The sequence below is a fragment of the Giesbergeria giesbergeri genome (assembly GCF_054779375.1).
This window is the reverse complement of the sequence record NZ_BAAGYJ010000002.1, coordinates 266,364-290,690: the sequence shown is the minus strand read 5'-3', so window position 1 is coordinate 290,690 and position 24,327 is coordinate 266,364. Positions and strand designations below refer to the sequence as shown.

Sequence of the window (24,327 nt, the reverse complement as noted above, 5' to 3'; positions counted from 1 at the left end):
GGGGACGCTTGCACATTGCGTGCAAGTTTGCAAATCTCAAGAGAGTCGCTTGATTCGTTGAAGAATCGGTCGGTATTCTAGTCGATAGCGATTGAGCAAAATGGAGAACTGATCGTCTGGAATGCAAATTCTGAAAGACCCGTCCTGATTACGCTCATAAGGGTAGCCATGATGCTGCATTACCGCCACCAGCGCCGTGTCTTTGATGTTGTTCTTGTCAATCATGGTGCTGCCGCAGTGAGATAGCTAACCACCGCATATAGACCATCTGCGGGGGCTGGGCGGGTAAAAAGAACGCTTGCACCAGCCGTTTGCACTAGGTGATCTTCGACAAGGTAATCGCGGTTCGTCAGTAACACACCCGCTGCATCAAAATCAGCTGGCGTTAAGTCAAGATAGACCAGCGCCATATTCCAAACCACTGCACCTAGAGGGGCAGATGGAAGCGTAATTTGACTGGATTGAATGAGCAGTGGCTTAGTAGTGACAAGCCTAGCTGCTGGCCCAGGCGGCCCTGCTTGCCCAAACTCAAAAAGCTCAATGATTTGAACTTTCTCTATGAGCATTTCAGTCGCCACGAGTCACCTCCCGACTCACAACAACCATGCCCCTCATTTTGCGCATCACGGTTCCATCTGGAAATCTAATCTCAAGATCGTAGATGCCGCCATCCCAATCAATTACGGCAGTGTCATCAGCCTCAATTCGGAGTCGAATGGTTCCTGCTACCCCTCCAAGAACAATGCGTCCGTTTTCGGTAGTCAGTCTCATAAGCACAGTTGATGAATCGAGACCTGGGCGAATGTGGGCACGAGCCGTACAGCCTGTCAGATCTACCGGTATGGCAGTTTGCGGCGAGTCCCCCATCTTCCAAACCACAATGTCATCAAACGTGGCTCCTTGATCTATGGTTAGTTTTCGCTTGAACGATGCCATGCCCGTCCCCTATCAAGCCTGGGGCACCGTGCGGGCTGCTGCCCCTGTGGTGCGAGGGGCTACGGCCACCGTGGCTTTGATCTCGATACCCAGCGCATTGGCAAACGCCGCATAGTGGGCTTGGGCACGCTGGGCATTGCCTGCGTACTCGCTGTCCTTCATGTAGGCCCGGTACAGGATGTAGTCCTGCAACACGTTGCCGTAGATGTCGGGCAGGGAGATTTCTCCAGTCACCGCCTCGAATGTGGAGCCATCAGCAGGCTCTGGCACATCTGTTGGATAAGCTGAATACACCAAATCGACCTGCGCGGCCGCACTGGCTGGCGGGTACACAAAGAAGGCCGTGGGGTCGCGGGGGTCGTAGGTGTAGTGCAGGATCTCGGTGGTACCGGGGAAGTTGTGCCAGCCCGGCAGCTGGGCATCCAGCACTTCCCGATTCGTGACCCGGATGGCCGCCCGGCTGCTCGATGGGGCCGCATTGCGGATTACCTCAATCAACTTGGATCCATTGGCGGGGATAGCCTGACGGGCACCGGCCACGCATTGCAGCGTGGTGTGCGTCACCATAGCGTCAGGCCGATACACCACCACTTCACGCTGGCCATCGTTGAGATAGCGCACCAGCTCAGGCACTGGCCAGCGGATGGAAGTGTTGTCTTGCAGCGTGTCGATGACACGGCGAATAACGGATTGGGCTGTGATGCTCATGGTCAGTCCTCAGCAAAAACGGGCGCGAACCCTAGGAACGGAACCCGTGGCACCACGCCATGCCACGACCGTTTTGGCTGCAATCGCAGCTTCAAAGACCGCTTTCGCGGACATGCTCAGATCACCATTCAGGAATGCAGGTATCAGGAAAAGACGGTGTTTTGCACCGGCCACAATGTCTTCGGCATGCTGGGCAAACAAATCGTTGGGGATGCCCTTGCTCGAATGGCTGGGCATCAAGGAGACCTCGGTGGCCACGAGTGACCCCGCAGGCAGTGGCCGGGTCAGGTGAAAGGTCTCACGGTCACGGCTGACAATGCCCGCCACTGGAGCCGCCGCCTCTTGATAGTTGAATGGCAACCCGTTATGGGAGAGCACTGGCATGGGCTGACCATTGACAGTACATTGCTCAATCCGCACCACCGTGGCGCCAGTAGGCACTTCCAAGTCGTACTCACGCACGTTGTTGACAACGCGCACGGCGTCCAGCCATTCACGCCACAGCCTGGTGCGAGACAAAAACTCCTGTGCCGCACGGCGCAAAGCAAAATCAGCCGTTGGTAAAGGACAAGCGGGTAAGTGCACCAGCAAGTCTGGATAGAAATCCGACCAGGTAGACATAGCGCGATCAGATCAAGCCGTCTTGGCCTTACGGCCCCCACGCGCGGGTACAGGTGGGGTGTTGGCCTCAATCGGCAAGCCACCCCCCATGTCCTCAAAATCGTCCGCCTCGCTGAGTTCGCTGTGAGGGACAGCAATGGCCAAGGCGCTTTCAAAATCGGCTTCTTCGCAAGGAAAGAACAGCCCACCTTCAATCAGGTGTTTGACGGTGGGGGCATGATCCACCTCACAAGTCAATTCCCCATCTATGTCCATCTTGAAAACATAGGGGGTGCCATGAAGGCCATTGACGATGACCGTGCCGTCATTGCGCGGCTTGATAGAAGTTTGCAGTTTCATGGTGCCAATCGGTTGGAGAAACTGGAGGCACAGCCCCCCAACTTCAGAGAGAAGGAACGCAATGCCGCCGCTCAGGCCGAGCGATAGATCAGCGTCAGGCCCACTTCACCGGCCTGCGCAGATGCCGCTCCAGTCGTGAACTTGATGCCGATCTTTCGGTCGCTGGTCAAAGACTGAGCTTCACGCACCATGGCAGTCGAGGTGCCACTGAAGGCAGCGCCAGATTGGCAGGCCGTGATCCCAGCAACCCAGACAGTGGCCAGATCAGTGCCCGCGTCATTGAGCAGGCCCACCGAAGCCACCACGGTGGGGGCAGCATTGGTATCGAGGTCGTCACTGTCAAAAATCAAACTCACCGGCACGGTACCGGGCGGCAAGATGCCGATAGCCCCCACCCCATTGGTCACCAGATCCGTGGTTTTGAGATTCAACGCAAAGCGCACCGACACCAGCTCACCGCCAGAGGGGGTTTTGACCTGCTTGCGACCGGCCAAGAAATCATTGGTATTGGCAAACATCTTCATCACCCCCGATCAGCGGCTCGCACAAGCGGTATCCAGAGAGAACAGCCCAAAGTCCTGCGGGCCTGCATCGGTCTCAAAACGAACCTTCTTGGTACCGAAAATGCTCGATGTGGTGATCACCACCTTGTCCCCGTTGTCGCGGGTTTCTTCGTGCCAGTCGAAGCGCAAATTGGTGCCCGGAGAGCCGTAGGCCACCACACCAGCTTGGGAGCCCATGAACAACGCCCGGGCAGACTCGACATTGGAGGCCGCGCCCGCATCGTTAGAACGGATGACGTTGCGATGGCTGTGCAAAATACAGCCGCGATACATACCCAGACTGCTCTTGAACAGCGGGCTATTGCGCCCTTCAGCAGCAGCGGCAGCACGCTGAATGTCCAGCCACTGGCCCGCAGCCGTGTCACTGCGCAGGTCATCCTCTTGGAACGTGTGCATCACACAGACAAAGGTTTCTGCACCATCGATCTTGCAGGGCTGGAGCGTGGGGATATTGGTGGCCCCGCCCCCTTGGCTATCGGCGCGGGTCTTGGCGCGATCAATCAGGCGCAGATTGAACTTGTCGCTGGCGTCGATGTTGTTGTACGCCGTAGCGTCACCGCCATACAGGGTGTGGTCGGCATCGGGGTCGGTCAGCAGGTTATTGGCCCGGCCCGTATAGCCCATGGGCAGTAGGAAACTGGGGTTAATGCCGCGCTTGCCAGACAGATAGATGAACATCAGCTCATCCTGCAAACGTGCCCACCAGCCCGATTGCTGCTGCTTGGCCCGCGCACGCAAGTCATGCAGCGTGCGCTTACGGGTCATGCGACCGCCGGTATTCACACCGCAGCGTGCTTGGTCGATGTACACCGTATCGGTGTAAAAGCGTTGGCGTTCTTCGTTGCCTTCGAGGTTGTCTTCACCCTCGACCGGGGCCATGGTCAGTTCGGCCAACAGGTCATATTGGATCTGCTCCCCCGCATCAGACTCCAAATCCGTCAGGATCTGGATGGGCACTTCGGCATCAGCGCCGCGTGCCATGAAACGGGTGTTGAAATACGACTTCTGCGACGAGTCAACGGCCAACAGGCCAGCCCAACGCTTAACGGCTTTGGGGTCATTGACCCCCACAATGGTACGAGCCATAGAAAACTCCTTGAGGTTTACAAGCCTGAAGGAGCACTCCTGCGCTCACAGCGGACAGCGTTTACTTACTGCGGTTGCAATGAAACCATGCTTGGTGGATGTTCCAACACATCCTCACTGGCATCGGGCAGGCATTTCTTAATACCCACCTCACGGGGGGCCAGCACCCGCACCCTGGAACGCTGACCACTCTTGTGCACAAACTCCACCCGCACACCCAAGAATTCAAGCGCCTCCCCGGGGCGCAAATCCATCGTGGCGGTGCTCAAGTCACTCATCAGCGGCCGCCACGCAAATACTGCTCACGCTGGGCCTTGGGCATACGAGCAAGAGCATCTTCCAGCTCTAGGCCATCTAGGCTGTCGAGCTGGGTGAACTCACCGCCATTCAGATCAGTGTTCGCGTCATCAGCACCAGGCACCTGTGCCAAGGTCTTCGGGGCCGTTTCCAGTGGTGTTTTGCGTGGCGTTGGTGCAGCAGCAGGCGGGGCAGCAGGGGCTGGGGCTGGCGTAGCAGCAGCCTTGCCTAGGCGTTGCAGCACGTTCTTGTGGGCCTCAGCGTGGATTTGCGCCACCGATTTGCCAGCAAAGTCCGGATCGCCCGCCAGAAAATTGGCATACCGATCAAACATCGCCGCTTGCTTGGGGTCGTTGTAGTCGATCCCATCGGCCTTGGCTTGGGCCATCACAGCAGTCAAAGAGGTGTTGATTTCTTGGTGCCGTGCCTGCTGCTGCATCTCGCGAGCAATCTCGGCCTTGGTTTGGAGCGAGGTCAACTCGTTGAGCTGGGCGCTCAGGGCGTCACGCTCGACTTCGTACTGATCCACCTCGATCTCGCCGGTACGAAACTTTTGACGCAAATCGGCCAGCTTGCCATTCACATCTTGCTGGCGTTGCTCGAAATCGTCGGGCAACACCACTTGGTACACCGGCGCGGGGGCTTTGGCAACTTCCACTACTTCTGCCGCTGGGGCCGATGCGGGCATGGCAGTGGCTGGAGGTTCTGCAGTGGTGTCAGGAGCGGGTGCTGGGTCTGTGGTGCCCAGATCTTCGTCACCCGATGGCGCGGGTGGCGTATCGTCGCCATCTTCGGCGGGGGCCATCGCCGCCAGCTTGGCCATGGCCGCTTTTTCATCTTCGCTGACATCGCCATCATGGATGGCTGCCAGTTCTTCGGGTGTCAACAGGGCCTTGTCTTGCTCAGACAGGGCGAATGCGTCAGGTGGGGTCGTGCTCATGGTGTGCTTCCTTGTAGAGATCAGGATTCGTCAGTACCCTCTTGCGCCACGGATGCCATCGATAGCATCTTGGCCTTGGCCAGCTTCGACACGGCCGCCATGCGCTTGGGGTCTTTTTCAATCTTTTTTGCTTCCAGCAGCGTGTTCAGATCAGACTCGACATGCCAGTCGGTTTCATTTGCGACATCCGCGCTGAGGGACTTGTGTTTAGTGGCCATGCTTGCTCCAGTGGGTTTTGCTGGGCGAGACGATGCCATGCTTGGTGGTGGGCGTCCTTGATTCACCCTGAAACGGCATGAGAGTGCCGTTTGTGCCAAATCAAAGTGCGGTTGGGATTTGTTCTTACGCTGTCTTCGGGGAGATTCAGTTCATTGATAGAGTAGGATGGTGCCGTTTTATGTTAGGGTCAATCAGCATGGCGTTGTCTTCTACCCCTAGCTTCCCTTCCAGAAAGGAATATTTATATGTTTAGAGTAACTGGTTCGGCGACTGTTGAGTTCGTGACTGAAGAAGGAAAAACTGAGCAAGAAATTTACGGTTCTGAATTCAGTTTAGAGGAAGGTGGTTGGCGTAACTTGGGAGACAATGACCATCAGTACGAAGCACTATTCATTTACTTCGGAGAAGAATTCGAAATTCGTTTCCAGGCAACCTACTTGAACGGGAGTATTAGTGTCTACGACCTCTCCACGCGCGGTCGGGTCATGATCCTTGATGACAATATTAATGTTGAATGGGGTGGCAGTAGCAATCCCGAGGATGACTACGACGAATAACAACAGTGGGTTAACAACTTTTCTCAGCCGACCCGCATACTGCGGGCGGCTTGCTTGCTTCGTCACGCCGCCATAGACCCCGCCCCACCACCCAACCGCCGCGCCAGCCGGTTGGTGCAGGCTTGGGCCAGTCCTGCCAGCTCGGTGTTGCTCAACAAAAAGCCGGGGTCGTTGATGCAATCAATCAACTGGCGAGTAGAGGTGACAAACTCATCATGGCCCACCCGCTGGATGACGGCAGGGGCGGCCAACTTGCTATCGGTGACGAACGAGAGTAGCCAGCGGCCAAACTTCCATTCATCATTGCCCGCCAACACCGATTCAAAAACGGCTTGCTGCACTTGGGCACCGGCTTGGGTGGCGGTTTGCATGGCGGCGTGGATGCGTTGCAAGTCCAGCACCGGGGGCATGGGGGCACCGGTATCGAACACCACACTGTTGGCATAACCATCGGGCAACTTACCCCGCAGGTAAGCGCAAACCTCATCGTACTTGGTGGCAGGCAGTTCCAGATAGCTGTTGACCCGGAATTTATGGTGTAGCCGGTTCCACGTTTCACCGAAGGTTTGCACACCGGAATCGACTACCTGATGCACCAGTTCCTTGATGTCTTGGGCTTGGGCAGGGCTGATGCGGGTGTAGTCGATGGCAGGATCGTAAGGGCGTTGTGCCGGGGTAGGAGCCGTGGCATCCAGAAACACCCGAATGACCTTGAGGTGGAAGGCGGCGCTGATCCATGCGGCGTAGGCGATGACCAGTTCGCGGGAGGCGTAGGTTCCGACCTTTGGTTTTGACGTAATAGCGGGAATTCCCGCTTTTTGAATTTCCTCCAGTAGGTCTTGCGCTTGCTGGTTGCGCAGCCATTCACTGGGTTTGTGTTTCGCTTCACCGCCTGCGGCTTTGTGCAGGTCGTTGAGGCTGAACAGATCACCGACCCGACGGACGGTTGCCCCACCAATGGTCAGTGCAGGGGTAGAATTTGACATGGAGGTTCCTTTCTTGTTTGTTTGGGACACTTCAATTGACGCCTCGGAAGGTGAGATTTCCGGGGCGTTTCCTTTTTCAGGGTTGCTTTGCATTGCAGCCCTCCTGATCCTTCTTGGCTTGCTCAATGAGCTTGTTCACTATCCATGTGATGGATCGCTCTTGTTTCTTAGCAGTCCACTTGAGCCACGCATGGGCTTCCTTGCCAACGCGAATCTTCAATTGCACATCTTCAGAATGATTCATTTGCTGCCCTTAAAAATGGATCACCGTGATCCATTTGTCGCATCATAAACCACCGTGATCCAATTCAAGAAAGACCATATGAACCACTGTGGTTTATGATCCGCACATGAGCCGTGAAGACCCACAACTAAAGATCAGGTTGCCTGCCGATATGAAAGACCGCATTGAGGAGGCGGCAAAGCAAGCGGGGCGCTCCATGAACGCCGAGATCGTGGCGAGGTTGGAGCAGACATTCCAAACTGGAACTCCAGGCGCTATAGATGTTGGCTGGCTTGCAACAGAACTGGCACAGCGGTTGTCTGGCAACGGGCTACAACTTGCTGTCATTGACGCTGCTTCATCCTCACCCCTAAGCTCTGACGTGCGCACCACAGCGGTGCCGTTGTCAAAAGCAGAGCAGTCGCCGATAGAAGAACCCCACAAGACATAAACCCGCTGCGGGCACAGAGGCTGCCTTTACGCATCCTTGCCCCGCTCTGATGCGTCCACACTATCCAGCTTGGCCTGCATCTGCGCGATGCGCTCATCACTGGCGGCCTGGATTTCTGCCACCCGCGCACGACTTTCTGCGTCGATGCGGGCCACCTCTACGCGGGTATCGGCATCGGTGCGAACCTTCATCGCCTGCGATTGCAGCTCGGCCTGAGCGCGGCGCAGCTCATCGGTCAGCCGCTCAATCTCTTGGGCCGCTTGGGCCTGCACTTGGCTGGCCATGCCAGAGGCCGCGCCACCATTGCTCCCGGCTTCTGCCTCCAGCTTCATCGCCCGCGCATTGATTTCCCGAATCTTGGCCCGCTGCTCTTCCAAAGCAGCCATCGCCATCTCCTGCTGCATCTGCATTTGCTGGGCCTGCTGCGCTTGCATCTGCTGCAACTGGGCTTGCTCCTCGGGCGTCATGGGCTTGGTTTCATCGCGCTCGCCGGTCAGTTTGCGAATCTGATCGGCTACCTCGTCTTTATTGGGCAAGTCGGAGTACTCAAACGCCATCGTCAGCAGGCGCAGGGCCACTTCCGGCGGCAGCCGCTGGGCGACATTGCTCAGGCTCTCAAACATCGCCGCCCGTAGGGTGCCCGAGTAGTCCTGCTCAGACACCACAAAATCCGAGGCGCTGGCCGTAATGTCGTTCAGATAGCGCACCGAGCCGTCGGGCTGGCGCTCTGGCTGGTTCACGCGCAACCACTCAATCGCCCCTTTCTGGCCCGTCAGGCGAATCACCTTCTCTTCGCTGTAAAACTGCTCGACCAGACTGTTTTGCTTCTCACCTTGCACCTGCACCGCCAGGCGCAGATTGTCGAAAGGCTCAGTGGTCACCACGCTACCCTGCAACTGCCGGGCCTTGATGGCCTCGCCCGATACCGCATTGGTCTGGCGGCCCATGTTCTCTTGGCTCACCCCAGCGGACTTCTGGATACTCTGGGCATCCAGCGTCATCATCTGGATCTGGCCCGTGGCCCCATCGGTATCCCGCCGTATACTGAATTCCTTGCCCGGCTTCTTGATGATCACACCATCAGGGCGGCTCACCTCATCGGCGGCTTCATTCCAATCTGCCACCGCCCCTTCTTCGGCAATGATCTGGTTGGTGTTGAGCATGAACAGCGCCTTGCTGGCCCGCTTGTTCAAGTCACGCTGCAAATCCCGCACCCGGCGCACGACCCCATAGGGCATCCGGTCACGGTTGCGCCGGTAGCACCAGATGGGGGTCAATGTGAATCGGTTGTGCCGAAACACACTCGGCCCCATGGAAAGTACGTCCGACTCGGTAAAGACAGCGATATGCACCCGCATCGTCACCTTGTCGATGATGCTCCCGCCCTGCTGATTCAGGGCTTGCACCAAGGCATCGTCGCCCTCATTAAAGTAGCTGCCCTTCATCGGGCCGCTGGCCACGACCTTGGTTCTGACGGGCTCACGGTACTGGCACTCAAAAAGGCGCACCCGGCGACGCTTCACGTCCACCATCATGCCCGTCCCTTGGGCATAAACGGCACCTGACGAACTGGCGCTATCGCTCATTGGGAACTCAACCTCGTCTTCCGCAGACCAGCTGGCATGATTGCGGCTCTCTACCGCCCGCCGGATGCAGTTCTCCCGGTCTGGAAACATCATCACTGCGATGTCTTCATCTACCCACCGCCAGCGAAAGATGTAACGGGCATCGGACAAATCCAGCTCATAGCTGGCACTGTCGTAGAGGATGTTGCGCCAATCCTCATACTTGGAATACAGAACATCCTGTGTCGGGTCATCGCGCACACCATCATCCATCCAGCCAATCCCGCCTTTCACGGCATCAGCAAACGCACGCGAACGAAGGAACTGCACCCTGTTGATGTCGCTGACGTACTTGAGCACCTGTGTCTTGATATCAGCAATCTGCACATCGTCTTCAGTGCGTGGCAGCACCTTCCAATCCACACGGGTTCGGCGCTCAGTACCAATCAACCAGTCCACCATCGGGGCAATTTCGTTGAACACCAGCGGCAACTGACCACGATCGAGCAGCGTCTGCTTGTCGTCTTCATCCCATTGCAGGTTGTCGTAGAAGTCGTGGTCAACGGCCATCTCTAGCCGGTTGGCCGATTGCTTCTCCCGCTCGTAGTAATACCAAGACAAGAGCTTGCTCAGGGTTTTGCGCGCCCCTTCACTATCGAGCGGATGGGCCTGCTGTGTTACGAGGGCACCAGCATCTGCCGCCAATTCGGCTTGGTATTGATCGCCAGAGGCACTGTGGTCGGATGAAATCTCAAACTCAGGCATAGGTCACACCGCCATGCTCAAGCTTGATGTCCTCTTCGCCAACGGCTTTCCCATCCTCACGCAGCAAAAGTCGCCCATAGGACGCCTTACTCAGCACCTTCGGTGGGGAACTGGGCATACGGATCAAGTCCGGCAGCCCCTCGTTGATGATCGTGGCCACACGAACCCAATTGGAGCGACTGGCCTCGATACCCAACACATCGCACGCAATGGCACACTGTTTGGCCAGATATGCTGGGTCGTCATATTTGTAGGCTGCCGACTCCATGACGATGTACCAAGGTGCACCAGGCCGGTAGGCTGGCATAAGCACCATGGCACGCTCGTCATTGACCCATGTGTAAACGGCGAACAGATCACCGTGCTGGCGCGTCAGGTGCGCTTTCCGTGTATCGATGGTTGCTGGCATAGTGCAGTGACGATGCCATGCTTGGTGGCTACGCGGCCATGCCAGAGCGGCGCCTGCGCACCGATTGCTCCGTTCTAGCCACCGCCCCAGACTGAAACCGCTCTCCTCCCTCGGCCACCTGACCAAACTGCCGAAACGCATCGGCACCGTGGGAGTTGTTGTCATGCAGCGGCTCACTGCTCCAGCGGCCCATCTTCGTGTTCCACACCTTTCGGTAATTGGCCAGCCGCTTGATCCCGTCACCGCAGCCCGCCTCATCAAACCAGCATGACGAGAACTGGTTGCGCGTGGACTGGATGCCGCTGATGGTCGATGTAACGCGGGGGACAATATCAAACCGCTGGCCAGGCATCAGGCCCTCCAGCATCTCTTTGATATTCTTGTTGGTATCTGGCGTCTCCCCCATGCGCTTGTATCCAGCATCGTGCGGCAGATAGTGGGTGCCAAACGCCACCCCCAGCTTTTGCAGCCACCCCACAAAGTGGATCAAATCCTCACCGCTGGCCTCGTAATAGCGAATCCAGCGGTTCTCTGGCCCTACACGCTGGTGGCACCAAATGGCTGTCATGTCGCCGCGACCAATGTCCCAGAACGTATTGACCGGGGCCGCTTCCATAGGCAGTGCAGGGAGAATACGCCCCTGTTTGCGGGCCGTGGACAACTGGGAGGCGTAATAGCAGCCCTCTGTAGAGACCTGAAAAGCCTCTTCCGGGGTGCTGGGATACTCTTGCCACATCAGCGGGGCATCGCCAGAGAAGTCGGAGTTGAGCGTGGTCACATACCAAGCGCGCTGGCCCTGCGTCAGTTCCCGGCCAATCTTCGCCTCAACCTCCGAAAAGTAGGCATTGTTGGCTTCCGTGAACACCACCCCAGTCGGATCAATGCTGTATTCAGGTGCCTGCCACCAAGCAAAGAAGTGGAATCGGTAATCCTTGGGCGTTAGATGCGCCCGCTGCTCGGCCAACGCCTTGGCACGCTGGGTCATGTCATAGAACTTGCCATCCTGCCCTTCAGCAGTCGATTCGATGATGCAGATACCAGAAAGCGGCACGGCGGGGATAGACCCAGTGACCACCTCTTGGGCCTTCTCGGGGTACTTCGCACAGATTTTTCCGAATTCCGAGATGTGCAAGCGGTGAATAGTCCCAGACCGCATGGACGTGGCCACACGAATGCTGGAGCCATTGTGGGCGAACTCGATTTCATTGGCCGTGCGTTTTGCAAACGGCATCTGGGCCTTGAGTTCTTCGGGCAACTGGTCGTATGCGAACAGCACCTTCCCCCGGAATATTGCCTCGGCCGCCTCACGATCCTGCGCCACGATGCCGCACCGGATAGGTGCCTTCGAGAATAGAGCCGTATCGAGCCACAAGATGCACACCAATGTCGTGAACCCCAGCTGCCGGGCCTTGAGAATGATGTTTCGATGGTGCAGCCGTGCGATCAGCCTGCGCTGCGCCCGGTTGGGCTTGAATGTGATGACCAGATCATCGCCGGGGCTGCCCTCATCGCCCTCATCCCCCTTGATGATGATCTTGTAGAGGTTGGACAGCCGCCACATGGGGTCGTCCAGCTTCATGGCCAAGTCGTCCACCTCACTCACTGGGCAGGCCATCGGCACCCCCATCTTTGACCACGCCAACCACATTGCCGCGCAGACCCTCCATCAGCGTTGCCAGAGGGTCAGCCTTTTGTTTGTTGTCTTTCTCATACAGGCCAAGGTGCTTGAACAGCTTCTCCATCGCTGCTGACTTGTCGTGCATCTGAATCTCGATGCCAAACTTGGTTTGCTTGGCCCCGGCATACAAAGCCCGCGCTTTCTCAGACAGATGCCGGGTATCTTTGAGTGCCACACGCGAAATGCCATCACCGCCGCACTCAGGGCATTCGGGGTTAGGCAACAGAATTGGGCTGAAACCAATCCCACCTTGCTCATCAAACTCCGCCGGATCGTTGCCTTTGTCCAACCAGATTTCCCGGTCATGGTTGAACTCTTGGATGGTGCGCTGGTGCTTGAAGCCCTCGCCGTAGCAGCACCGGCAGCAGCCCACCTTCACATCTACCAGCTCGCGCGGGTCTGCCGTGGCGATGTTCCACGCCTCTAGCAGCACCTTGTCTGCGGTGATGGCGGTACGTTCCTGCTGCTCTTTACGGGCCTGCGCAATCGCCTCCTGAATGCTAAGTTTTGCTAAGAGTTGAGAGGCTTGCTCATTCGCAGTGTGTTTGCTGTAACCAGCACGGATAGCTGCTTGTGTGCCATTGAGATCTACCAAATACTCATGAACAAACCGCTGCTGCTTGGGTGGCAACACAGCTGGCCTGCTGTCCGGGCTGCCTTTGGGCAGGTTTGTCTTGGGTTTTCGCATCATTGGCGCAGTGTCTGCACCGGCCCATTGCTAGGTCAAACCGCCAAGCATGGGCGGTAAAGAACCCCCATCACCGCGTCACTCTGTCCTGCGCTCGGTTGCTAGCCTCTCGACTGCGCCAGACCTCGACACGAAGTTGTGCGGCCACCTGCCGCCAGCGCAACTCCTCCTCAACCTGCACAGCCTCCCGTAGTCCTTCCAGCAATTGGATGTACTCTGGGTGGCTGTAGGCGTACTGCTCACGGGCGTTTGCGGCCTTTTCGGTGCATTCGGCCATCAGCAGTGCCTTTTTACTTTTCCGAAATTCTTCGAGATAGACCCGATTAGCCTTGGCTTGGGCAAATTTCACGGCGTTGGACACCATGAAATCCACCACCCGGTTTGGGTCGATCTCGCTCACCCCCGCAGCTCCCGTGAAGGCACAGCACGGCGGTAGGGCCACGCAACCATCGCCGCGTCACGGCTGTGTTCATTGGTGCTTCCACTCCAACCGGTGATGCGCGCAAAGCGGCCAGCATCCACCTTCGCCCCCTTGCTTGCCGGGCTAACCCCATGTGCTGGAATGCCTAGCTCTTCGCAGATGGATGCAATCAAGCTGCACCAAGCATCAATCTGCCCCACGTTACGCGCCATCTTTGCACTGGCAGCGGCAGTTTTGGCCCGGGTCCATGTGTGACTTTGCAAACGACTGTCCTCAAAAACAACCCGGGCAGGCATCCGTTCTCGCAATGTGCGCTCGATTTGGTGGGGGGCGATGGTCTCAAGATGCTCCAGTACACCATCCGCAAAAACCGCAATGCCGGTGTGAGCGCCGGGGTCGATGCCCATGATGCTCATGCCACCCGCCCCCGCCAGCTTTCCCAGTCGAACGGGATCGATTGCCCACCACCCTCGCGCAGCCGATCAAAGATACGTTCACCCAGATATTCCTGCACCTCATCCAAAGGCAGGTTAGACAGCATCAAGGTTGGCTTGCGCTTTTCGTAGCGTTCGTTGATCACATCGAACAGGATCTGGCGTTCAGTTTCGCTGCCAAACTGCACCCCCACCTCATCCAAGATCAGCAGATCTGGGGATGCCAACGCCGCCACAGCTTCGCTTTCAGTCTCCCGGCTGCTACGGCTCCAGGTGTCCTTCACTCGGCGGATAGCCCGCTTGACCGTCATGAACAGCACCGTCCGGCAATCGCGGTGCATCAGGCGTAAACCAATACCAGCGGCTAGGTGCGTCTTCCCGGTACCGATATGGCCAATGAACAGCGCACTGCGCCCGGTTCTAAGCACCTCGTCAAATCCATCTGCATAGGCCGTGGCAAAGGCCAGCGCCTTTTTTTGCTCCGGCGTCTCGGCAACATAGTTCTTCAAGGTGCGGTCTTGGAAACGCTCCGGGATGCCAGAGTCACCAATGCGCTGCTGCCACGCTGCCAGTGCATCTGCACGCTCTTGGGCTGCTGCTTGCGCCTGCACTTGGGCTGCCTTGGGACGCTCACATTCAGGGCACTTTGACCAGATGGCGCCGAAGTAGTGTGTCGAGGTGTACGGGCCGTGGGTGTCGCACGAAATAGTGCGTGGGGGCTGGCGTGTGTCCAGCAAACTGCCGATGTTTTTTATCATCACAGCATCCCTCCAACGTAGCGTTTCTCTGAGAATTTGGTGGTGGTCTTGGGTGACTTGCTGCCAGCACCGGCACCAGCCACGGCAGCACTGGCCATTGCGGCGGCGCGCTGCATTTGGCCCTTCACGGTGCCGATCACGTAGGCAAAAGCGTTGCTGGGCAAGTTACCGCGCTCACGCATATCGCGGGCTGCCTGAACAAAGCTGTCCACCGTGGCACCAGCATCGAGCAGGACGCGCAAGTCAGGGTGCGATGGGTTGGTGCTGGCCATGCCCTCGGCCTTCAGGGCCAGACACACCGCGCTGGCCATTTGGCTCTTGGGCGTGGTGCTGCAAGGGGGAATGTTGCCTAGGTCGTCGTCTGCATCATCAGCTGCAATGGGGCTGATAGAAACCACACCCACACCGCCGTCAGGCGCATCCCCCGGTTGAGGCTCACGCGCTGGTTGATCAATAGCTGCCGCTGGCTGTGTGTTGGTATTGGTATTTAAATATCCCTCTCCTTCTCTCTCTCCCTTGGATGCCATGTCGCTAGGGACAGCATCGGGACAATCTTGGTTGTCGCTAGGGACATCTGTTTTTGGCTCTGGGCTGTCGCTGGCGATTGGATGGCCCATTGGTCGGCCTGCTGCCAGCCATTCTTCATATTGGGGCAGGGGGTAAGCAGTCTTGTTGCGCTCGTTGTGCTTCTTGATGCGGGCACACTCGGTCTTCCAGCGTTGTTGCAGCTTGGACTCCCAAGCCGTGTTCGCCTTCTCAGCCACCGTCTTGTGGTACAGGCGGCCATCGCTGCATTTCACCCAGCCATGCAGGGCACCTGCCTTGTGCTTGCGCCACTCACGCACTACCCGGCCATAGCCCGCTAGGTTGGCCAACACCCGGTCATCGTCGGGTAGGCTGCCAGCGGGCACCTGGTGCCAAGCGGAGCACCACAGCAGCACCGCCGCCCAGCAGGCCTCTGGAGATTCAGTGAGCGCCATGTCGCTGTCGCGTAGGCGCTTCACATCCAGCAGCATGAACGGAAAATCCCGCAAGTCGCAGTCTGCGGGGGTCAGGGGGGCTAGGGTGGTGGTGCTACTCATGTGCTCTCCAGCTTCTTGGCGCGATAGCGCTTGTACCGGCTATTGCGGTTGTCAGCGCCAGACTCAATCAGGGACAGTGCTTGCAAATAAAGTAAGGCCCAGCACACCGACTTGGTACTGCGCTGGGTAGCCAGCAGGAGCTGTGCGTGGGTCATCCATGCGCCTGTCTTGCGCAATACAGCCAGCACCGCCCACGATGCCGACCCCACTTTGATCGTGCCCGGCTTGGAGCCTGTGGGGCTGTACCGGGGCACCTCCAGCGGCATAGAGTTTCTGACTCCATTGCGCCCAGACGGATAGGTGCCCATACGCTGCAATTGCGCTGTCGTCCATGACGACGGTGTTGGCGTTCGGAGTGTGGGGTTCACAAAATCCCCCGGCTATTCGTCGGGTGGCCTTTGGCAGCGCCGCGTGTCATCCTCACGGCCATGACCAAACGACCGAAGGCGTGGCGCTCCAGTACGGCATCTTTGTATTCCTGTACCGAGATGCCGTGCAGTGTGGCCAAGGCCGCCAGGGCTTCTTCCATACCAATATGGCATTCGCTGTGGTCTGCGGCCACATGGTTGCCCATCCTGCGCTGTGCAATAGCCAGTGCCCCCCAAGCGTCTTGCTCTAGGGATTCACGGATGCACTCCGCCTTGGGACGACTTCTCAGGGTGGAAATGGTGATGAACGCATCATTGAGCTCATCGGAGCACGGAACATCCAGCCGAGAGGTCATCTTCCCGCCGGGGTCGGTGCGGCCACTGCGGGCCAACATGGTGGTGGAGTTCATGGGGTCAGGCATGGGCTGGCTCCTGAATGGTGGCCGGGGTTGCTTTGCCACAATGGGAGTTCCTCAACAACCCAGCAAAAGCCCCGGCCATGAAAGAAAAAGATGTCACCGCATCATTGGTGAAAGCCATAGAACAGCTGTACCAACGATCCGATGCTATGACCGATCTGATTGCGCTCATTTGTCTGCACCTTCGGGCAATCGACTCCACCACCGCCGAATCCATTGCAAAACTGTTGGAGGGCCTGCCAAAAGTCGAGTCAGCCACGATGACCGAGGAGTTGAAATGGCTGGCTCAACACTTGACACCGATCTTGCAGGGCGATCCGGACGCGCCACTGCTCCTGAGCGTGCGAAAACCCCCGCCTGTTCGAGATCGCGAAGCGTTACGCGATCTGCTTCAGGTTCTGCCCGGAGGGAAGCAAGAATCGCCTTAAGTTCTTGCCCATCCTGTGCAGAGTTGGTATCAATGGCAGGAACTGATAGTGCAGCCAGAGCAGCAGCCGTAGCCTGCTCATTCCTACCGTGGTGTTGGGTGGCCTGTGCGGCCAAATACACCTGCGCCACCTTATGCCCAAAAGCCACAGGGTCACGCTCTGTGGTGGAATTGCTGCGCGCCCACTCGGTGGCGGCCATCAGGAGAAGATCAGGCATTTCCCACCCCCTGTTCGGTGGTGGCGGCCTTAGCCGTGCCGCGCAAGTAGGCCCAATCCACATCCGGGCGCAGTTCTTCGCAGGTGATGACGCGGCGGCTCTCACGCTCGAGGACGATGCACAGCTCAGGACTGGCAGGCTTGCGCCCCGTCAGCACTTGATAGAGGTAGGCATCACCAATGCCGCTTTTTTTGGCAAGCTCGCGGCGGGCTTCAATGGGAATTTGCGTCATACGCCGAATTCTAGCGTTACGTTAGAAATCATGGAAGCGTTTCGTTGATTTTTTTGTCTAGCGAATTGCTATAACCCTGCCATGGAAAAAATAGACCCGTCTGTTGATGCGCTCAAGCACCTGTGCCAGAAGGTGGGCGGCCACAAGATGCTGGCTCTTGAAATTGGTGTTAACGATCAAACCATCTACCAGATCGTCAGCGGAGTAAAACTGCCATCAGGCAATCCCAAAGGCGTAGGGCCAACCCTGCGGCGCAAAATTGAAGCGCATTACCCCAACTGGCTGGCCAGTGGCAAAGGAGAAACAGCCCCGCTGACCGCAGGGCTTGGACTGGCGCCAACGTCGATTGCGCTGGAGAACAACCCAGACTACCCAGCCGTGCGCCGGGTTCAGTTCAAGCTCTCCGCAGGTGCCACAGGCTTCGGCGTGGAGTACCGTGAAGAAGATGGTGCCCCCATCGTGTTTCAGCGCCAGTGGTATGAAGGCCGTGGCCTCCGCCCCGACAAGCTGTTTGCTATCAAGGTAGCCAACCACAGCATGGAGCCGGGCCTGTTTGATGGCGACACAGTAGTCGTCAATACTGACAGCGTAACGCCCAAAGATGGCGTAGTGTTTGCCGTCAATTACGAAGGCGAGATGGTCATTAAACGGCTGGCGCGTGACGGCGGCCAATGGTGGCTGTGCTCAGACAACCCCGACCAGCGCCGCTACCCACGCAAAGTTTGCGATGAGCACAGCATCATTATTGGTGAGATTGTGCATAAGCAAAGTGAACGAATTTAGTGCGCTCTGAATTTAAAAAATTAATTGGGGAAACTAATGCCGACCGAAAAAAATACATCTATCGCCAATCCAGATAAAGCATCATTGGTTGATAACCATATTGATGAACTGCAAAAAATTACTGATTACGAAATCAGAGAATGGCCAATTGAAGTGTTGGTGGAAAAATTCATCAATGGCCGCGAAACTGACGAATCTGAAATATTTATACCGGATTACCAAAGAGAAATGATTTGGTCTGCAAAACAGCAGTCTAGGTTTATTGAGTCCATACTAATAAAATTGCCAGTTCCATTTATTTTCGCTGGCGATGTACCTAATGGCCCTAGAAAAGGATGCCTTGAAATTATTGATGGCTCCCAGCGAATAAGAACACTTGATAATTTTTTATCTGGGCGACTTGAATTAGAAGGCCTTACAAAACTCACCAGTGCCATTGGCTTAAGATTCTATGATCTAAGCAAGCCACGGCAACTTCGGTTTAAGCGATCAACCATTCGAGTAATTGAACTAACTGAGCAGGCCGATGAAGATGCACGCCGAGAAATGTTTGATCGCCTAAATTCTGGCGGTACAAAGCTCAGTAATATGGAGATACGCCGTGGTGTGATTGATGGGCCATTTATGCAGTTCATTACTGAATTGGCATCAGACCAAAGATTTAAGAATCTTGTGCCTCTTAATGATCGTAATATCAAAAGAAAAGAATATGAAGAAATAGTTCTGCGCTACTTTTCATATCTTAACAACTATAAAAACTTTGAAAAGAGTGTTGATGGTTTTCTAACTGAATATCTTAGGGAGAAAAACAAGAATTTTTCTGATAATGAGAAAAATAGCATGAGGGCCGAGTTTGACAATATGCTTTCATTTGTGGAAAACAAATTCCCCAACGGCTTCAAGCGAAAAGATTACACTACTGTTCCCAGAATTCGCTTTGAAGCGATTTCTGTTGGTGTCTCATTGGCTCTCCGTGAAAACCCAACCCTACAACCAACAACCGTAGATAGTTGGCTTGATAGTCATGAATTCATCAGGCATACCCGGTCAGATGCTAGCAATTCTCGACCAAAACTCATTAATCGCATTCACTATGTGCGTGATAATTTACTAAATCGATCTCTTCAAGAAGATCAAGATACGGCAATCGTAGAATCAAGCGCCAATCATGATGCCCCACCCGATGAAGAAGATATCTTGCTTCAAACAAGTCTTTTCTCATGAATTGTGTACCAATTACTGATGCCCTCCTGCAAGATCGCAAAGCAGAAGTCGATGACTATTTGAAGTTTCTTGAGGTGGCTTTAGAGCGGAATTCTATCATCTCTGCCAATGGCGGAGCGACTTCGCTATCGCTCTCTATTAATATAACCCATACACTTAAGGCCAATCTGCTTCTGTTGCTATACAGCGCAATGGAGGCTACACTCATCCAATTATTAGATGAAATGCACGACGCTATCAACAGCAACTGTGATAGTGCAGATAACCTCAATAGTGAGTTGCTTCGTCTTGTTTTAAAAACATTTCAAAAAAATGCAAACACACAATCTTTTTCTGCCAACTCTCCTCTGCATCAGGAGTTATTCAAGCACTGGATGAACGACTGGCAAGGAAAAACCACTGCAAAGGAAAAACGCAGTGACGGTATTTCCGGAAGTGTCGATGGTGTGGTTTTCTACAAACAACTCAAGAAATTCGGTGTAATTGCAGCAACACCAAATGACAAGCCACCCCCTCATTTAACCCACTGGGCACTCCAGAAAATAAAAAATGATCGCAATGATCTCGCTCATGGCGAAAAGAGCTTTGTTGATCTAGGGCGGATGCTCTCACTGGAAGAGCTTAAAATAAATGCAGAGGCTGTTTTCGTTACTCTTAAAAATATAGCCCTTGAAGTTGATAGCTACCTATCTAGTAAATGTTACTTGGCCATCCCTTCTACAATAGGATCAGCTCAGATAACAGGTGCTCTGCCATCAATAGGTAACGAAACATAGAGTGAGCGGGCCACGGCTTCGCCCAATTTTGGAGGAACAGCGTTACCAATGAGCCGCGCAACAGACTTAATAGTTACCTCGCCACCCTCTGGCACAAATTGGTAGTCTTCTGGAAACGATTGGAAGATAGCCGCCTCACGCAACGTGATAGCCCGATTTTGCTCTGGATGACCAAAGCGCCCATTGCCATAGCCATTGCACAGTGTCGTCATGGTGGGTGCTGGTTTGTCCCACTCCATGCGACCATACACTCCTGCCGAATGCTTGCCGCTTTCCCGTTGGTGACACGCAGCCACCAGATGCTGGGGCCAGTCACGCCAAGTGCCCCCCGGCTTGCTGGCACGAATGCGGGCACGGTTCAGCTCCGAGAGCGTAGAAGCCACATGCAAGGGGTCTTTTCTGCTGGCTTGCCCGTCAGTGAGCTTCTCAAGGTGCCCTATTGCCTGTCGCACTGTCACCCATTTCTCAGGCCCCTCATGGGTGGGTTTTGGCACCGCTACAGGGCCAAGCCTTGAGGCTACTAACACCAAACGCTTACGTTGTTGAGGTGCACCATAGTTGGCAGCACTCACTACCGCATAGTCAACGTGGTAATTGCCACGTTGTAGCGCCTCTAAAAAGTCTTGGAATGGCTCCGCTTCTTGCAAGCGGGGTACATTTTCCATTGTCACCAAGTCCGGCTGGCACTCACTGACCAGCCGGGCAAACTCGCAAAGCAGCCGCCACTTGGCCTTATCCACTGTAGCGGTATTGGCGTAGCTAGAAAAAGGCTGACAAGGTGCGCATCCTGCGAGGAGACGGACAGCACCAGGAGACCATAGCGCATGGAGCTCATCACCCTTGATCGTGCTGACGTCACGCAGGAAAAACTTTGCTCCTTTGTGGTTAGCTTCGTAGGGAAACTGACACGCAGGATCAACATCTATCCCCGCCACGACATGCACTCCTTGAGTAGCAAGGCCATAGCTCAAGCCACCAGCACCACAAAACAAGTCGATACCCTCAATGGTGGGATGAGTAGTCTTTTTCTTATCAGTCATGGAATTCTTTCAATTTTGCTGCGGCCACCACCAAGCGATAGTCGTTGCCCTTGATGTTGAAAACGACGCGGCGATTTTTAAGAACTTTTTTCTACCTGCTTCAGCTATGGGCTATTGGCCCCACACTCAGGCGCAGTCCCAGCGCGTGCGTTACCTTCAAAATGGTGGCAAAACTAGGATTGCCCTCGCCAGACAATGCTTTGTAAAGGCTCTCGCGCCCCAGCCCTGTGTCCCGTGCTAATTGAGACATGCCACGCGCACGCGCTATGGTGCCTAACGCGCTGGCGATAAAAGCCGCATCGTCCCCTGCTTCTTCTATGCAAACCTGTAGATACAGCGCCATGTCCTCTTCGGTCTTGAGGTGCTCAGCACTATCCCATTTGCGTAACTTGATGCCCATGATGATCTCCTACAGTTGCCGTGCCAGATGCAGCGCCGCCTTGATATCTTTGGCCTGAGTAGATTTGTCGCCACCGGCCAGCAAAATCACCAACTCCATCCCGCGCTGGGTGAAATACACCCGATAGCCGGGGCCATAGTCGATGCGCATCTCAGAGACGCCCTCACCCACGGGTTTGACGTCACCAAGGCTTCCGCGCTCGGCTCGGTCAATGCGCACCTGAACCCGCATCGCGGCTTGCCTATCTTTTAACCCCTCAAACCAAGCATCAAAAACTTGGGTGGTTTGAATACTGCGCATGGCCCAATTGTATCCTATTTGATACACAAAGTACTCCTTCCCACCCACCACCCATACCTATTGGAAAAACTAGGGGTTTACCCTATGTTTTGAGAATTTATAGCGTTTCGCTTGTTTTATTCTATCGTTTCGCTAGAATTCTACCATGCCGCAAAAAACGCGGCGTGGGCACCGGGTCATCGGACAGGCACGCCCTTGGCCTTTAAAAACTCAACACGCAAAGAGCAGCCGAAAGGTTGCGCTGCCAAAAGCTAGGCAGTCCCAGTCCGCCGAAGCGCGGTACACGGGTAGGGAAGGGCCTGCGCAGAGAGGGCAGGAGGATGTCACCAGCAAGGTGCCGAATGTTGATTCGGCCAAACGGATACCAGAGTCCGCACGCCTTAGAGATAGGGCGGAAACCTGAGCATCGCGGGTCGGTGCTGTGGTTTCCACAACAGGAGATAGGCATGGAAAACGTAAACAACACTGGCATCAACATCAAGTGCTTCTACAAAGTGCCACGCGGATTTGGGCTGCCGTTTGCTGGCCGCTGGCTCAAAGCTATCGGCCACCGCCTCAACTGCGTCGAGTTTGTTGCTGCCGGAGGAACCGTCGCAAGTCTTGATAACGAATCTGCGGAGTTGCTGGCCCGAAATGCAGACGCCACTCGCCTCACAAGCCCACAGGCATTTCACTGACGATTTGCCAGCACCCGGCCCAGCGCCGGGCCTTCAAGTGGATACCTTACGGATCGTCGTCTTGGCCGCGACGAATAACTCTCCGGGGTTGTGTTGAGGAATGGTGCCCCATCCAAACCGCAGGGTATCCACTTGAGGGCAGTGAAACATTCAACGCACGACAGGCCAGAAATGACGCGCATACCGCGCAGCACTGCCTTCTACTTTTGACAATTTAGAGGTGATCGAAATGTAGGAACCCAGCCAGCCTGCGGCATGCAGGCGCGCACCCCCTCCGCGCTTAGAGGGGCCATCAGGTAGGCGCTTTGCCACTGGGACTTCCCGGTGGGGAGCGCAAAGCGTCTTCCTGATAGCACCATAGAACATCAATCAGAGAAAACCTATGACAATCGTCAGATGAGGCGGCTCTGCACCGCCAAGAGCAGAAAAAAAGCAGCTTTTCTACCCGGCCCAGTGCCAGGCCTTGTGCGATGCCTACCGAGTGTGGGTATCCCAGAGGGTGCTGAACAAGCAACAACACCGGCAGTGTGAGCGCGCAATCGCGTACCAGCGCCCTCTACCTATCAACCCCAGCCCGCGCACCCAGCGGGCTTTTTCATATCCTGACCATGCCAGCACCAGACACGAAACCACCAGAATCTTCAGCCAAGTTGCTTGCAGAAATGATGCAGCGTGAAATCTTGGGACATGGAAACGACGCAGCAGTTCTAGCTAGGCTAGAGGCGCTCACTGAAGAAGTACGGGCGCTGCGTGAAGAACTGACGCCGTCGCCGTCTGGCCTTATCACTGGCCGCCACGCAATCATTGAGTTTGACAGGCTATGCACGAGACTGGAACAACCGCACTGGAACAACCGTAGCCAACTTTCCTGAAAAACGTTCCAACTTAAACACCCCACTACACAGAGAGATTTTTACGTTTGGAACATTTACGACTGGAATGACCATCAGAAATGTTCCAGATGTTTCAACTCCCCAGCCCGCACTAGCGGGCTTTTTTTCGCCCATCCCCAAGGAGAAGTCCATGTTCTACACAGCAAACCCTGAACTCGATGCCGCCCGGCATGAAGATGCAATGGAAGCGGCGCAAGAGGCCACTGCCCATGAATACCAACAGGTGGCAGCCGACATTCGCTACCTGTTCACTGAGCTGGTGATGACTGCGCCACTGATGCGCCTGACCGCACCGCAACTGCGCAGCACCGGCAGCGGCATCTTGCCCGTGCCCATCATCGAAGCCATCGACGACTCGCTCACCTACAGCAAGCCCCACGATGCACTGATGGCCGTCATTGCGCAAAGCCAATGCCCACTGGTGGCCCACTTGCGCGAAGCGTTGGCCCAGCACTGGATCGACCACCATGCTCAAGATTTGGCGGGGGTGTGACATGAAACTGCCCATTAAAGCCATCTCAGCCCAAATGGTGCCCTGCTATCAAGTTGGGGTCATCAGCATGACACTGGAGATGTCCAAAGACCAAGTGCTGCGAATGCTCGATGAGATGGCCAAGCAAGTCACCCCCGAAGTGCTGGTGGAAATGCTGGACTCGGTGCTGGAATGCGCGGGGGTGGAGCAATGAGCCGCTACATCGTCAAGATTGGACGCCATCAGTTTGACGCCATCGGCCCCAGTACCAAGGCCGTCTATAACCAAGCTGCCTTGGATTACCCAGAGGCGCGCAGCATCATTGTGCTGTGCGTGCGGCAATGAGCCGCATCACCGTCTGGATCATCACAG

At 55.8% G+C, this 24,327-nt stretch carries 38 protein-coding genes and 1 pseudogene; 11 read left to right on the top strand and 28 right to left on the bottom strand.

Features of this window, described 5'->3' with window-relative positions:
* Positions 1-36: 36 nt before the first annotated feature.
* The 11 genes from ACYVB2_RS05525 to ACYVB2_RS05475 all read right to left on the bottom strand — a co-directional run bounded on the left by ACYVB2_RS05525 (position 37) and on the right by ACYVB2_RS05475 (position 5,708).
* Positions 37-225, bottom strand: a complete 189-nt coding sequence (locus ACYVB2_RS05525) for a hypothetical protein (protein ID WP_382430694.1) — start codon at positions 223-225, stop codon at positions 37-39.
* Positions 222-566 carry a hypothetical protein gene (locus tag ACYVB2_RS05520; protein WP_460535636.1) on the bottom strand — a complete coding sequence of 115 codons (345 nt, stop codon included), beginning with the start codon at positions 564-566 and terminating at the stop codon, positions 222-224. Before ACYVB2_RS05520 ends, ACYVB2_RS05525 begins: the two co-directional genes overlap by 4 nt.
* A gap of 1 nt (position 567) precedes the next feature.
* A complete protein-coding gene (locus ACYVB2_RS05515; protein WP_460535633.1) occupies positions 568-936 on the bottom strand; it encodes a hypothetical protein in 369 nt (122 codons plus the stop codon).
* Positions 937-948: 12 nt separating this feature from the next.
* A complete protein-coding gene (locus ACYVB2_RS05510) occupies positions 949-1,644 on the bottom strand; it encodes a phage adaptor protein (RefSeq protein WP_382430698.1) in 696 nt (231 codons plus the stop codon).
* A gap of 9 nt (positions 1,645-1,653) precedes the next feature.
* Positions 1,654-2,265, bottom strand: coding sequence for a hypothetical protein (locus tag ACYVB2_RS05505; protein ID WP_382430700.1), 612 nt, complete (start codon positions 2,263-2,265; stop codon positions 1,654-1,656).
* A 12-nt stretch (positions 2,266-2,277) separates the two neighbouring features.
* Positions 2,278-2,604 carry a hypothetical protein gene (locus tag ACYVB2_RS05500; protein ID WP_382430702.1) on the bottom strand — a complete coding sequence of 109 codons (327 nt, stop codon included), beginning with the start codon at positions 2,602-2,604 and terminating at the stop codon, positions 2,278-2,280.
* Between the two features lie 71 nt (positions 2,605-2,675).
* A complete protein-coding gene (locus ACYVB2_RS05495; protein ID WP_460535628.1) occupies positions 2,676-3,122 on the bottom strand; it encodes a hypothetical protein in 447 nt (148 codons plus the stop codon).
* A 15-nt stretch (positions 3,123-3,137) separates the two neighbouring features.
* A complete protein-coding gene (locus ACYVB2_RS05490; RefSeq protein WP_382430706.1) occupies positions 3,138-4,253 on the bottom strand; it encodes a N4-gp56 family major capsid protein in 1,116 nt (371 codons plus the stop codon).
* Between the two features lie 65 nt (positions 4,254-4,318).
* Positions 4,319-4,531, bottom strand: coding sequence for a hypothetical protein (locus ACYVB2_RS05485; protein ID WP_382430708.1), 213 nt, complete (start codon positions 4,529-4,531; stop codon positions 4,319-4,321).
* Positions 4,531-5,490, bottom strand: coding sequence for a hypothetical protein (locus ACYVB2_RS05480; RefSeq protein WP_382430710.1), 960 nt, complete (start codon positions 5,488-5,490; stop codon positions 4,531-4,533). The genes ACYVB2_RS05485 and ACYVB2_RS05480 overlap by 1 nt, the downstream gene beginning before the upstream one ends.
* 20 nt (positions 5,491-5,510) lie before the next feature.
* The gene (locus ACYVB2_RS05475; protein WP_382430712.1) at positions 5,511-5,708 is read right to left on the bottom strand and encodes a hypothetical protein; all 198 of its coding nucleotides are present in this window, start codon (positions 5,706-5,708) and stop codon (positions 5,511-5,513) included.
* A gap of 246 nt (positions 5,709-5,954) precedes the next feature.
* Here ACYVB2_RS05475 and ACYVB2_RS05470 point away from each other — a divergent pair, with 246 nt between their 5' ends.
* On the top strand, positions 5,955-6,266 hold the full coding sequence (locus ACYVB2_RS05470; protein ID WP_460535621.1) for a hypothetical protein: 312 nt from the start codon (positions 5,955-5,957) through the stop codon (positions 6,264-6,266).
* Between the two features lie 62 nt (positions 6,267-6,328).
* Here the strand turns inward: ACYVB2_RS05470 and ACYVB2_RS05465 are convergent, their stop codons facing one another.
* Positions 6,329-7,252: a KilA-N domain-containing protein gene (locus ACYVB2_RS05465; protein ID WP_382430716.1), complete on the bottom strand. Its 924-nt coding sequence runs from the start codon at positions 7,250-7,252 to the stop codon at positions 6,329-6,331.
* Positions 7,253-7,328: 76 nt separating this feature from the next.
* Positions 7,329-7,496, bottom strand: a complete 168-nt coding sequence (locus tag ACYVB2_RS05460; protein WP_382430718.1) for a hypothetical protein — start codon at positions 7,494-7,496, stop codon at positions 7,329-7,331.
* A 106-nt stretch (positions 7,497-7,602) separates the two neighbouring features.
* Here ACYVB2_RS05460 and ACYVB2_RS05455 point away from each other — a divergent pair, with 106 nt between their 5' ends.
* Positions 7,603-7,926 (top strand): Arc family DNA-binding protein, encoded by a 324-nt coding sequence (locus ACYVB2_RS05455; protein ID WP_382430720.1) that lies wholly within the window; start codon positions 7,603-7,605, stop codon positions 7,924-7,926.
* Between the two features lie 26 nt (positions 7,927-7,952).
* Here the strand turns inward: ACYVB2_RS05455 and ACYVB2_RS05450 are convergent, their stop codons facing one another.
* The 10 genes from ACYVB2_RS05450 to ACYVB2_RS05405 all read right to left on the bottom strand — a co-directional run bounded on the left by ACYVB2_RS05450 (position 7,953) and on the right by ACYVB2_RS05405 (position 16,516).
* The gene (locus ACYVB2_RS05450) at positions 7,953-10,256 is read right to left on the bottom strand and encodes a portal protein (protein ID WP_382430722.1); all 2,304 of its coding nucleotides are present in this window, start codon (positions 10,254-10,256) and stop codon (positions 7,953-7,955) included.
* Positions 10,249-10,665 (bottom strand): hypothetical protein, encoded by a 417-nt coding sequence (locus ACYVB2_RS05445; protein WP_382430724.1) that lies wholly within the window; start codon positions 10,663-10,665, stop codon positions 10,249-10,251. The genes ACYVB2_RS05450 and ACYVB2_RS05445 overlap by 8 nt, the downstream gene beginning before the upstream one ends.
* Before the next feature lie 28 nt (positions 10,666-10,693).
* Positions 10,694-12,280: a terminase gene (locus ACYVB2_RS05440; RefSeq protein WP_382430726.1), complete on the bottom strand. Its 1,587-nt coding sequence runs from the start codon at positions 12,278-12,280 to the stop codon at positions 10,694-10,696.
* On the bottom strand, positions 12,261-12,977 hold the full coding sequence (locus tag ACYVB2_RS05435) for a terminase small subunit (RefSeq protein WP_382430728.1): 717 nt from the start codon (positions 12,975-12,977) through the stop codon (positions 12,261-12,263). The genes ACYVB2_RS05440 and ACYVB2_RS05435 overlap by 20 nt, the downstream gene beginning before the upstream one ends.
* A 124-nt stretch (positions 12,978-13,101) precedes the next feature.
* Positions 13,102-13,431 (bottom strand): hypothetical protein, encoded by a 330-nt coding sequence (locus ACYVB2_RS05430; RefSeq protein ID WP_382430730.1) that lies wholly within the window; start codon positions 13,429-13,431, stop codon positions 13,102-13,104.
* Positions 13,428-13,868: a RuvC family protein gene (locus tag ACYVB2_RS05425; RefSeq protein ID WP_382430732.1), complete on the bottom strand. Its 441-nt coding sequence runs from the start codon at positions 13,866-13,868 to the stop codon at positions 13,428-13,430. The genes ACYVB2_RS05430 and ACYVB2_RS05425 overlap by 4 nt, the downstream gene beginning before the upstream one ends.
* Entirely contained in the window at positions 13,865-14,644 is a 780-nt protein-coding gene (locus ACYVB2_RS05420; protein WP_382430734.1) for an ATP-binding protein, read from the bottom strand. The genes ACYVB2_RS05425 and ACYVB2_RS05420 overlap by 4 nt, the downstream gene beginning before the upstream one ends.
* Positions 14,644-15,726, bottom strand: a complete 1,083-nt coding sequence (locus ACYVB2_RS05415) for a DUF1376 domain-containing protein (protein ID WP_382430736.1) — start codon at positions 15,724-15,726, stop codon at positions 14,644-14,646. The genes ACYVB2_RS05420 and ACYVB2_RS05415 overlap by 1 nt, the downstream gene beginning before the upstream one ends.
* Positions 15,723-15,992 (bottom strand): hypothetical protein, encoded by a 270-nt coding sequence (locus ACYVB2_RS05410; protein ID WP_460535610.1) that lies wholly within the window; start codon positions 15,990-15,992, stop codon positions 15,723-15,725. Before ACYVB2_RS05410 ends, ACYVB2_RS05415 begins: the two co-directional genes overlap by 4 nt.
* Before the next feature lie 98 nt (positions 15,993-16,090).
* Positions 16,091-16,516: a hypothetical protein gene (locus tag ACYVB2_RS05405; RefSeq protein WP_382430740.1), complete on the bottom strand. Its 426-nt coding sequence runs from the start codon at positions 16,514-16,516 to the stop codon at positions 16,091-16,093.
* Positions 16,517-16,593: 77 nt separating this feature from the next.
* Here ACYVB2_RS05405 and ACYVB2_RS05400 point away from each other — a divergent pair, with 77 nt between their 5' ends.
* Complete coding sequence (locus ACYVB2_RS05400; RefSeq protein ID WP_382430742.1) at positions 16,594-16,941, top strand: hypothetical protein; 348 nt, start codon at positions 16,594-16,596, stop codon at positions 16,939-16,941.
* 209 nt (positions 16,942-17,150) lie between these two features.
* Here the strand turns inward: ACYVB2_RS05400 and ACYVB2_RS05395 are convergent, their stop codons facing one another.
* The gene (locus ACYVB2_RS05395) at positions 17,151-17,390 is read right to left on the bottom strand and encodes a transcriptional regulator (protein WP_382430744.1); all 240 of its coding nucleotides are present in this window, start codon (positions 17,388-17,390) and stop codon (positions 17,151-17,153) included.
* Between the two features lie 81 nt (positions 17,391-17,471).
* Between ACYVB2_RS05395 and ACYVB2_RS05390 the strand changes: the two genes are divergently transcribed.
* Genes ACYVB2_RS05390 through ACYVB2_RS05380 form a run of 3 tightly spaced genes read left to right on the top strand, consistent with a single transcriptional unit; the run spans position 17,472 to position 20,173 of the window.
* Entirely contained in the window at positions 17,472-18,173 is a 702-nt protein-coding gene (locus ACYVB2_RS05390) for a S24 family peptidase (protein WP_382430746.1), read from the top strand.
* A gap of 36 nt (positions 18,174-18,209) precedes the next feature.
* Complete coding sequence (locus ACYVB2_RS05385; RefSeq protein ID WP_382430748.1) at positions 18,210-19,397, top strand: DUF262 domain-containing protein; 1,188 nt, start codon at positions 18,210-18,212, stop codon at positions 19,395-19,397.
* Positions 19,394-20,173 (top strand): MAE_28990/MAE_18760 family HEPN-like nuclease, encoded by a 780-nt coding sequence (locus tag ACYVB2_RS05380; RefSeq protein WP_382430750.1) that lies wholly within the window; start codon positions 19,394-19,396, stop codon positions 20,171-20,173. Before ACYVB2_RS05385 ends, ACYVB2_RS05380 begins: the two co-directional genes overlap by 4 nt.
* Here ACYVB2_RS05380 and ACYVB2_RS05375 read toward each other — a convergent pair.
* From ACYVB2_RS05375 to ACYVB2_RS05360, 4 genes and pseudogenes are all read right to left on the bottom strand, one after another.
* A complete protein-coding gene (locus ACYVB2_RS05375; protein WP_382430752.1) occupies positions 20,131-21,213 on the bottom strand; it encodes a DNA cytosine methyltransferase in 1,083 nt (360 codons plus the stop codon). The two genes, ACYVB2_RS05380 and ACYVB2_RS05375, sit on opposite strands and share 43 nt — an antisense overlap.
* A pseudogene (locus ACYVB2_RS05370) lies at positions 21,206-21,292 on the bottom strand (type II toxin-antitoxin system HigB family toxin); the annotation flags it as partial. The pseudogene ACYVB2_RS05370 and the gene ACYVB2_RS05375, both read right to left, overlap by 8 nt.
* 21 nt (positions 21,293-21,313) lie before the next feature.
* Positions 21,314-21,613, bottom strand: coding sequence for an addiction module antidote protein (locus ACYVB2_RS05365; RefSeq protein ID WP_382430754.1), 300 nt, complete (start codon positions 21,611-21,613; stop codon positions 21,314-21,316).
* Positions 21,614-21,622: 9 nt separating this feature from the next.
* On the bottom strand, positions 21,623-21,913 hold the full coding sequence (locus ACYVB2_RS05360; RefSeq protein WP_382430756.1) for a type II toxin-antitoxin system RelE/ParE family toxin: 291 nt from the start codon (positions 21,911-21,913) through the stop codon (positions 21,623-21,625).
* Between the two features lie 446 nt (positions 21,914-22,359).
* Between ACYVB2_RS05360 and ACYVB2_RS05355 the strand changes: the two genes are divergently transcribed.
* From ACYVB2_RS05355 to ACYVB2_RS05335, 5 genes are all read left to right on the top strand, one after another.
* The gene (locus ACYVB2_RS05355; RefSeq protein WP_382430758.1) at positions 22,360-22,590 is read left to right on the top strand and encodes a hypothetical protein; all 231 of its coding nucleotides are present in this window, start codon (positions 22,360-22,362) and stop codon (positions 22,588-22,590) included.
* Positions 22,591-23,198: 608 nt separating this feature from the next.
* Positions 23,199-23,462 (top strand): hypothetical protein, encoded by a 264-nt coding sequence (locus ACYVB2_RS05350; protein WP_382430760.1) that lies wholly within the window; start codon positions 23,199-23,201, stop codon positions 23,460-23,462.
* 151 nt (positions 23,463-23,613) lie between these two features.
* Entirely contained in the window at positions 23,614-23,976 is a 363-nt protein-coding gene (locus ACYVB2_RS05345) for a hypothetical protein (RefSeq protein ID WP_382430762.1), read from the top strand.
* Position 23,977: 1 nt separating this feature from the next.
* A complete protein-coding gene (locus ACYVB2_RS05340) occupies positions 23,978-24,169 on the top strand; it encodes a hypothetical protein (RefSeq protein WP_382430764.1) in 192 nt (63 codons plus the stop codon).
* Positions 24,166-24,300 carry a hypothetical protein gene (locus ACYVB2_RS05335; RefSeq protein WP_382430766.1) on the top strand — a complete coding sequence of 45 codons (135 nt, stop codon included), beginning with the start codon at positions 24,166-24,168 and terminating at the stop codon, positions 24,298-24,300. Before ACYVB2_RS05340 ends, ACYVB2_RS05335 begins: the two co-directional genes overlap by 4 nt.
* Positions 24,301-24,327 lie beyond the last annotated feature (27 nt).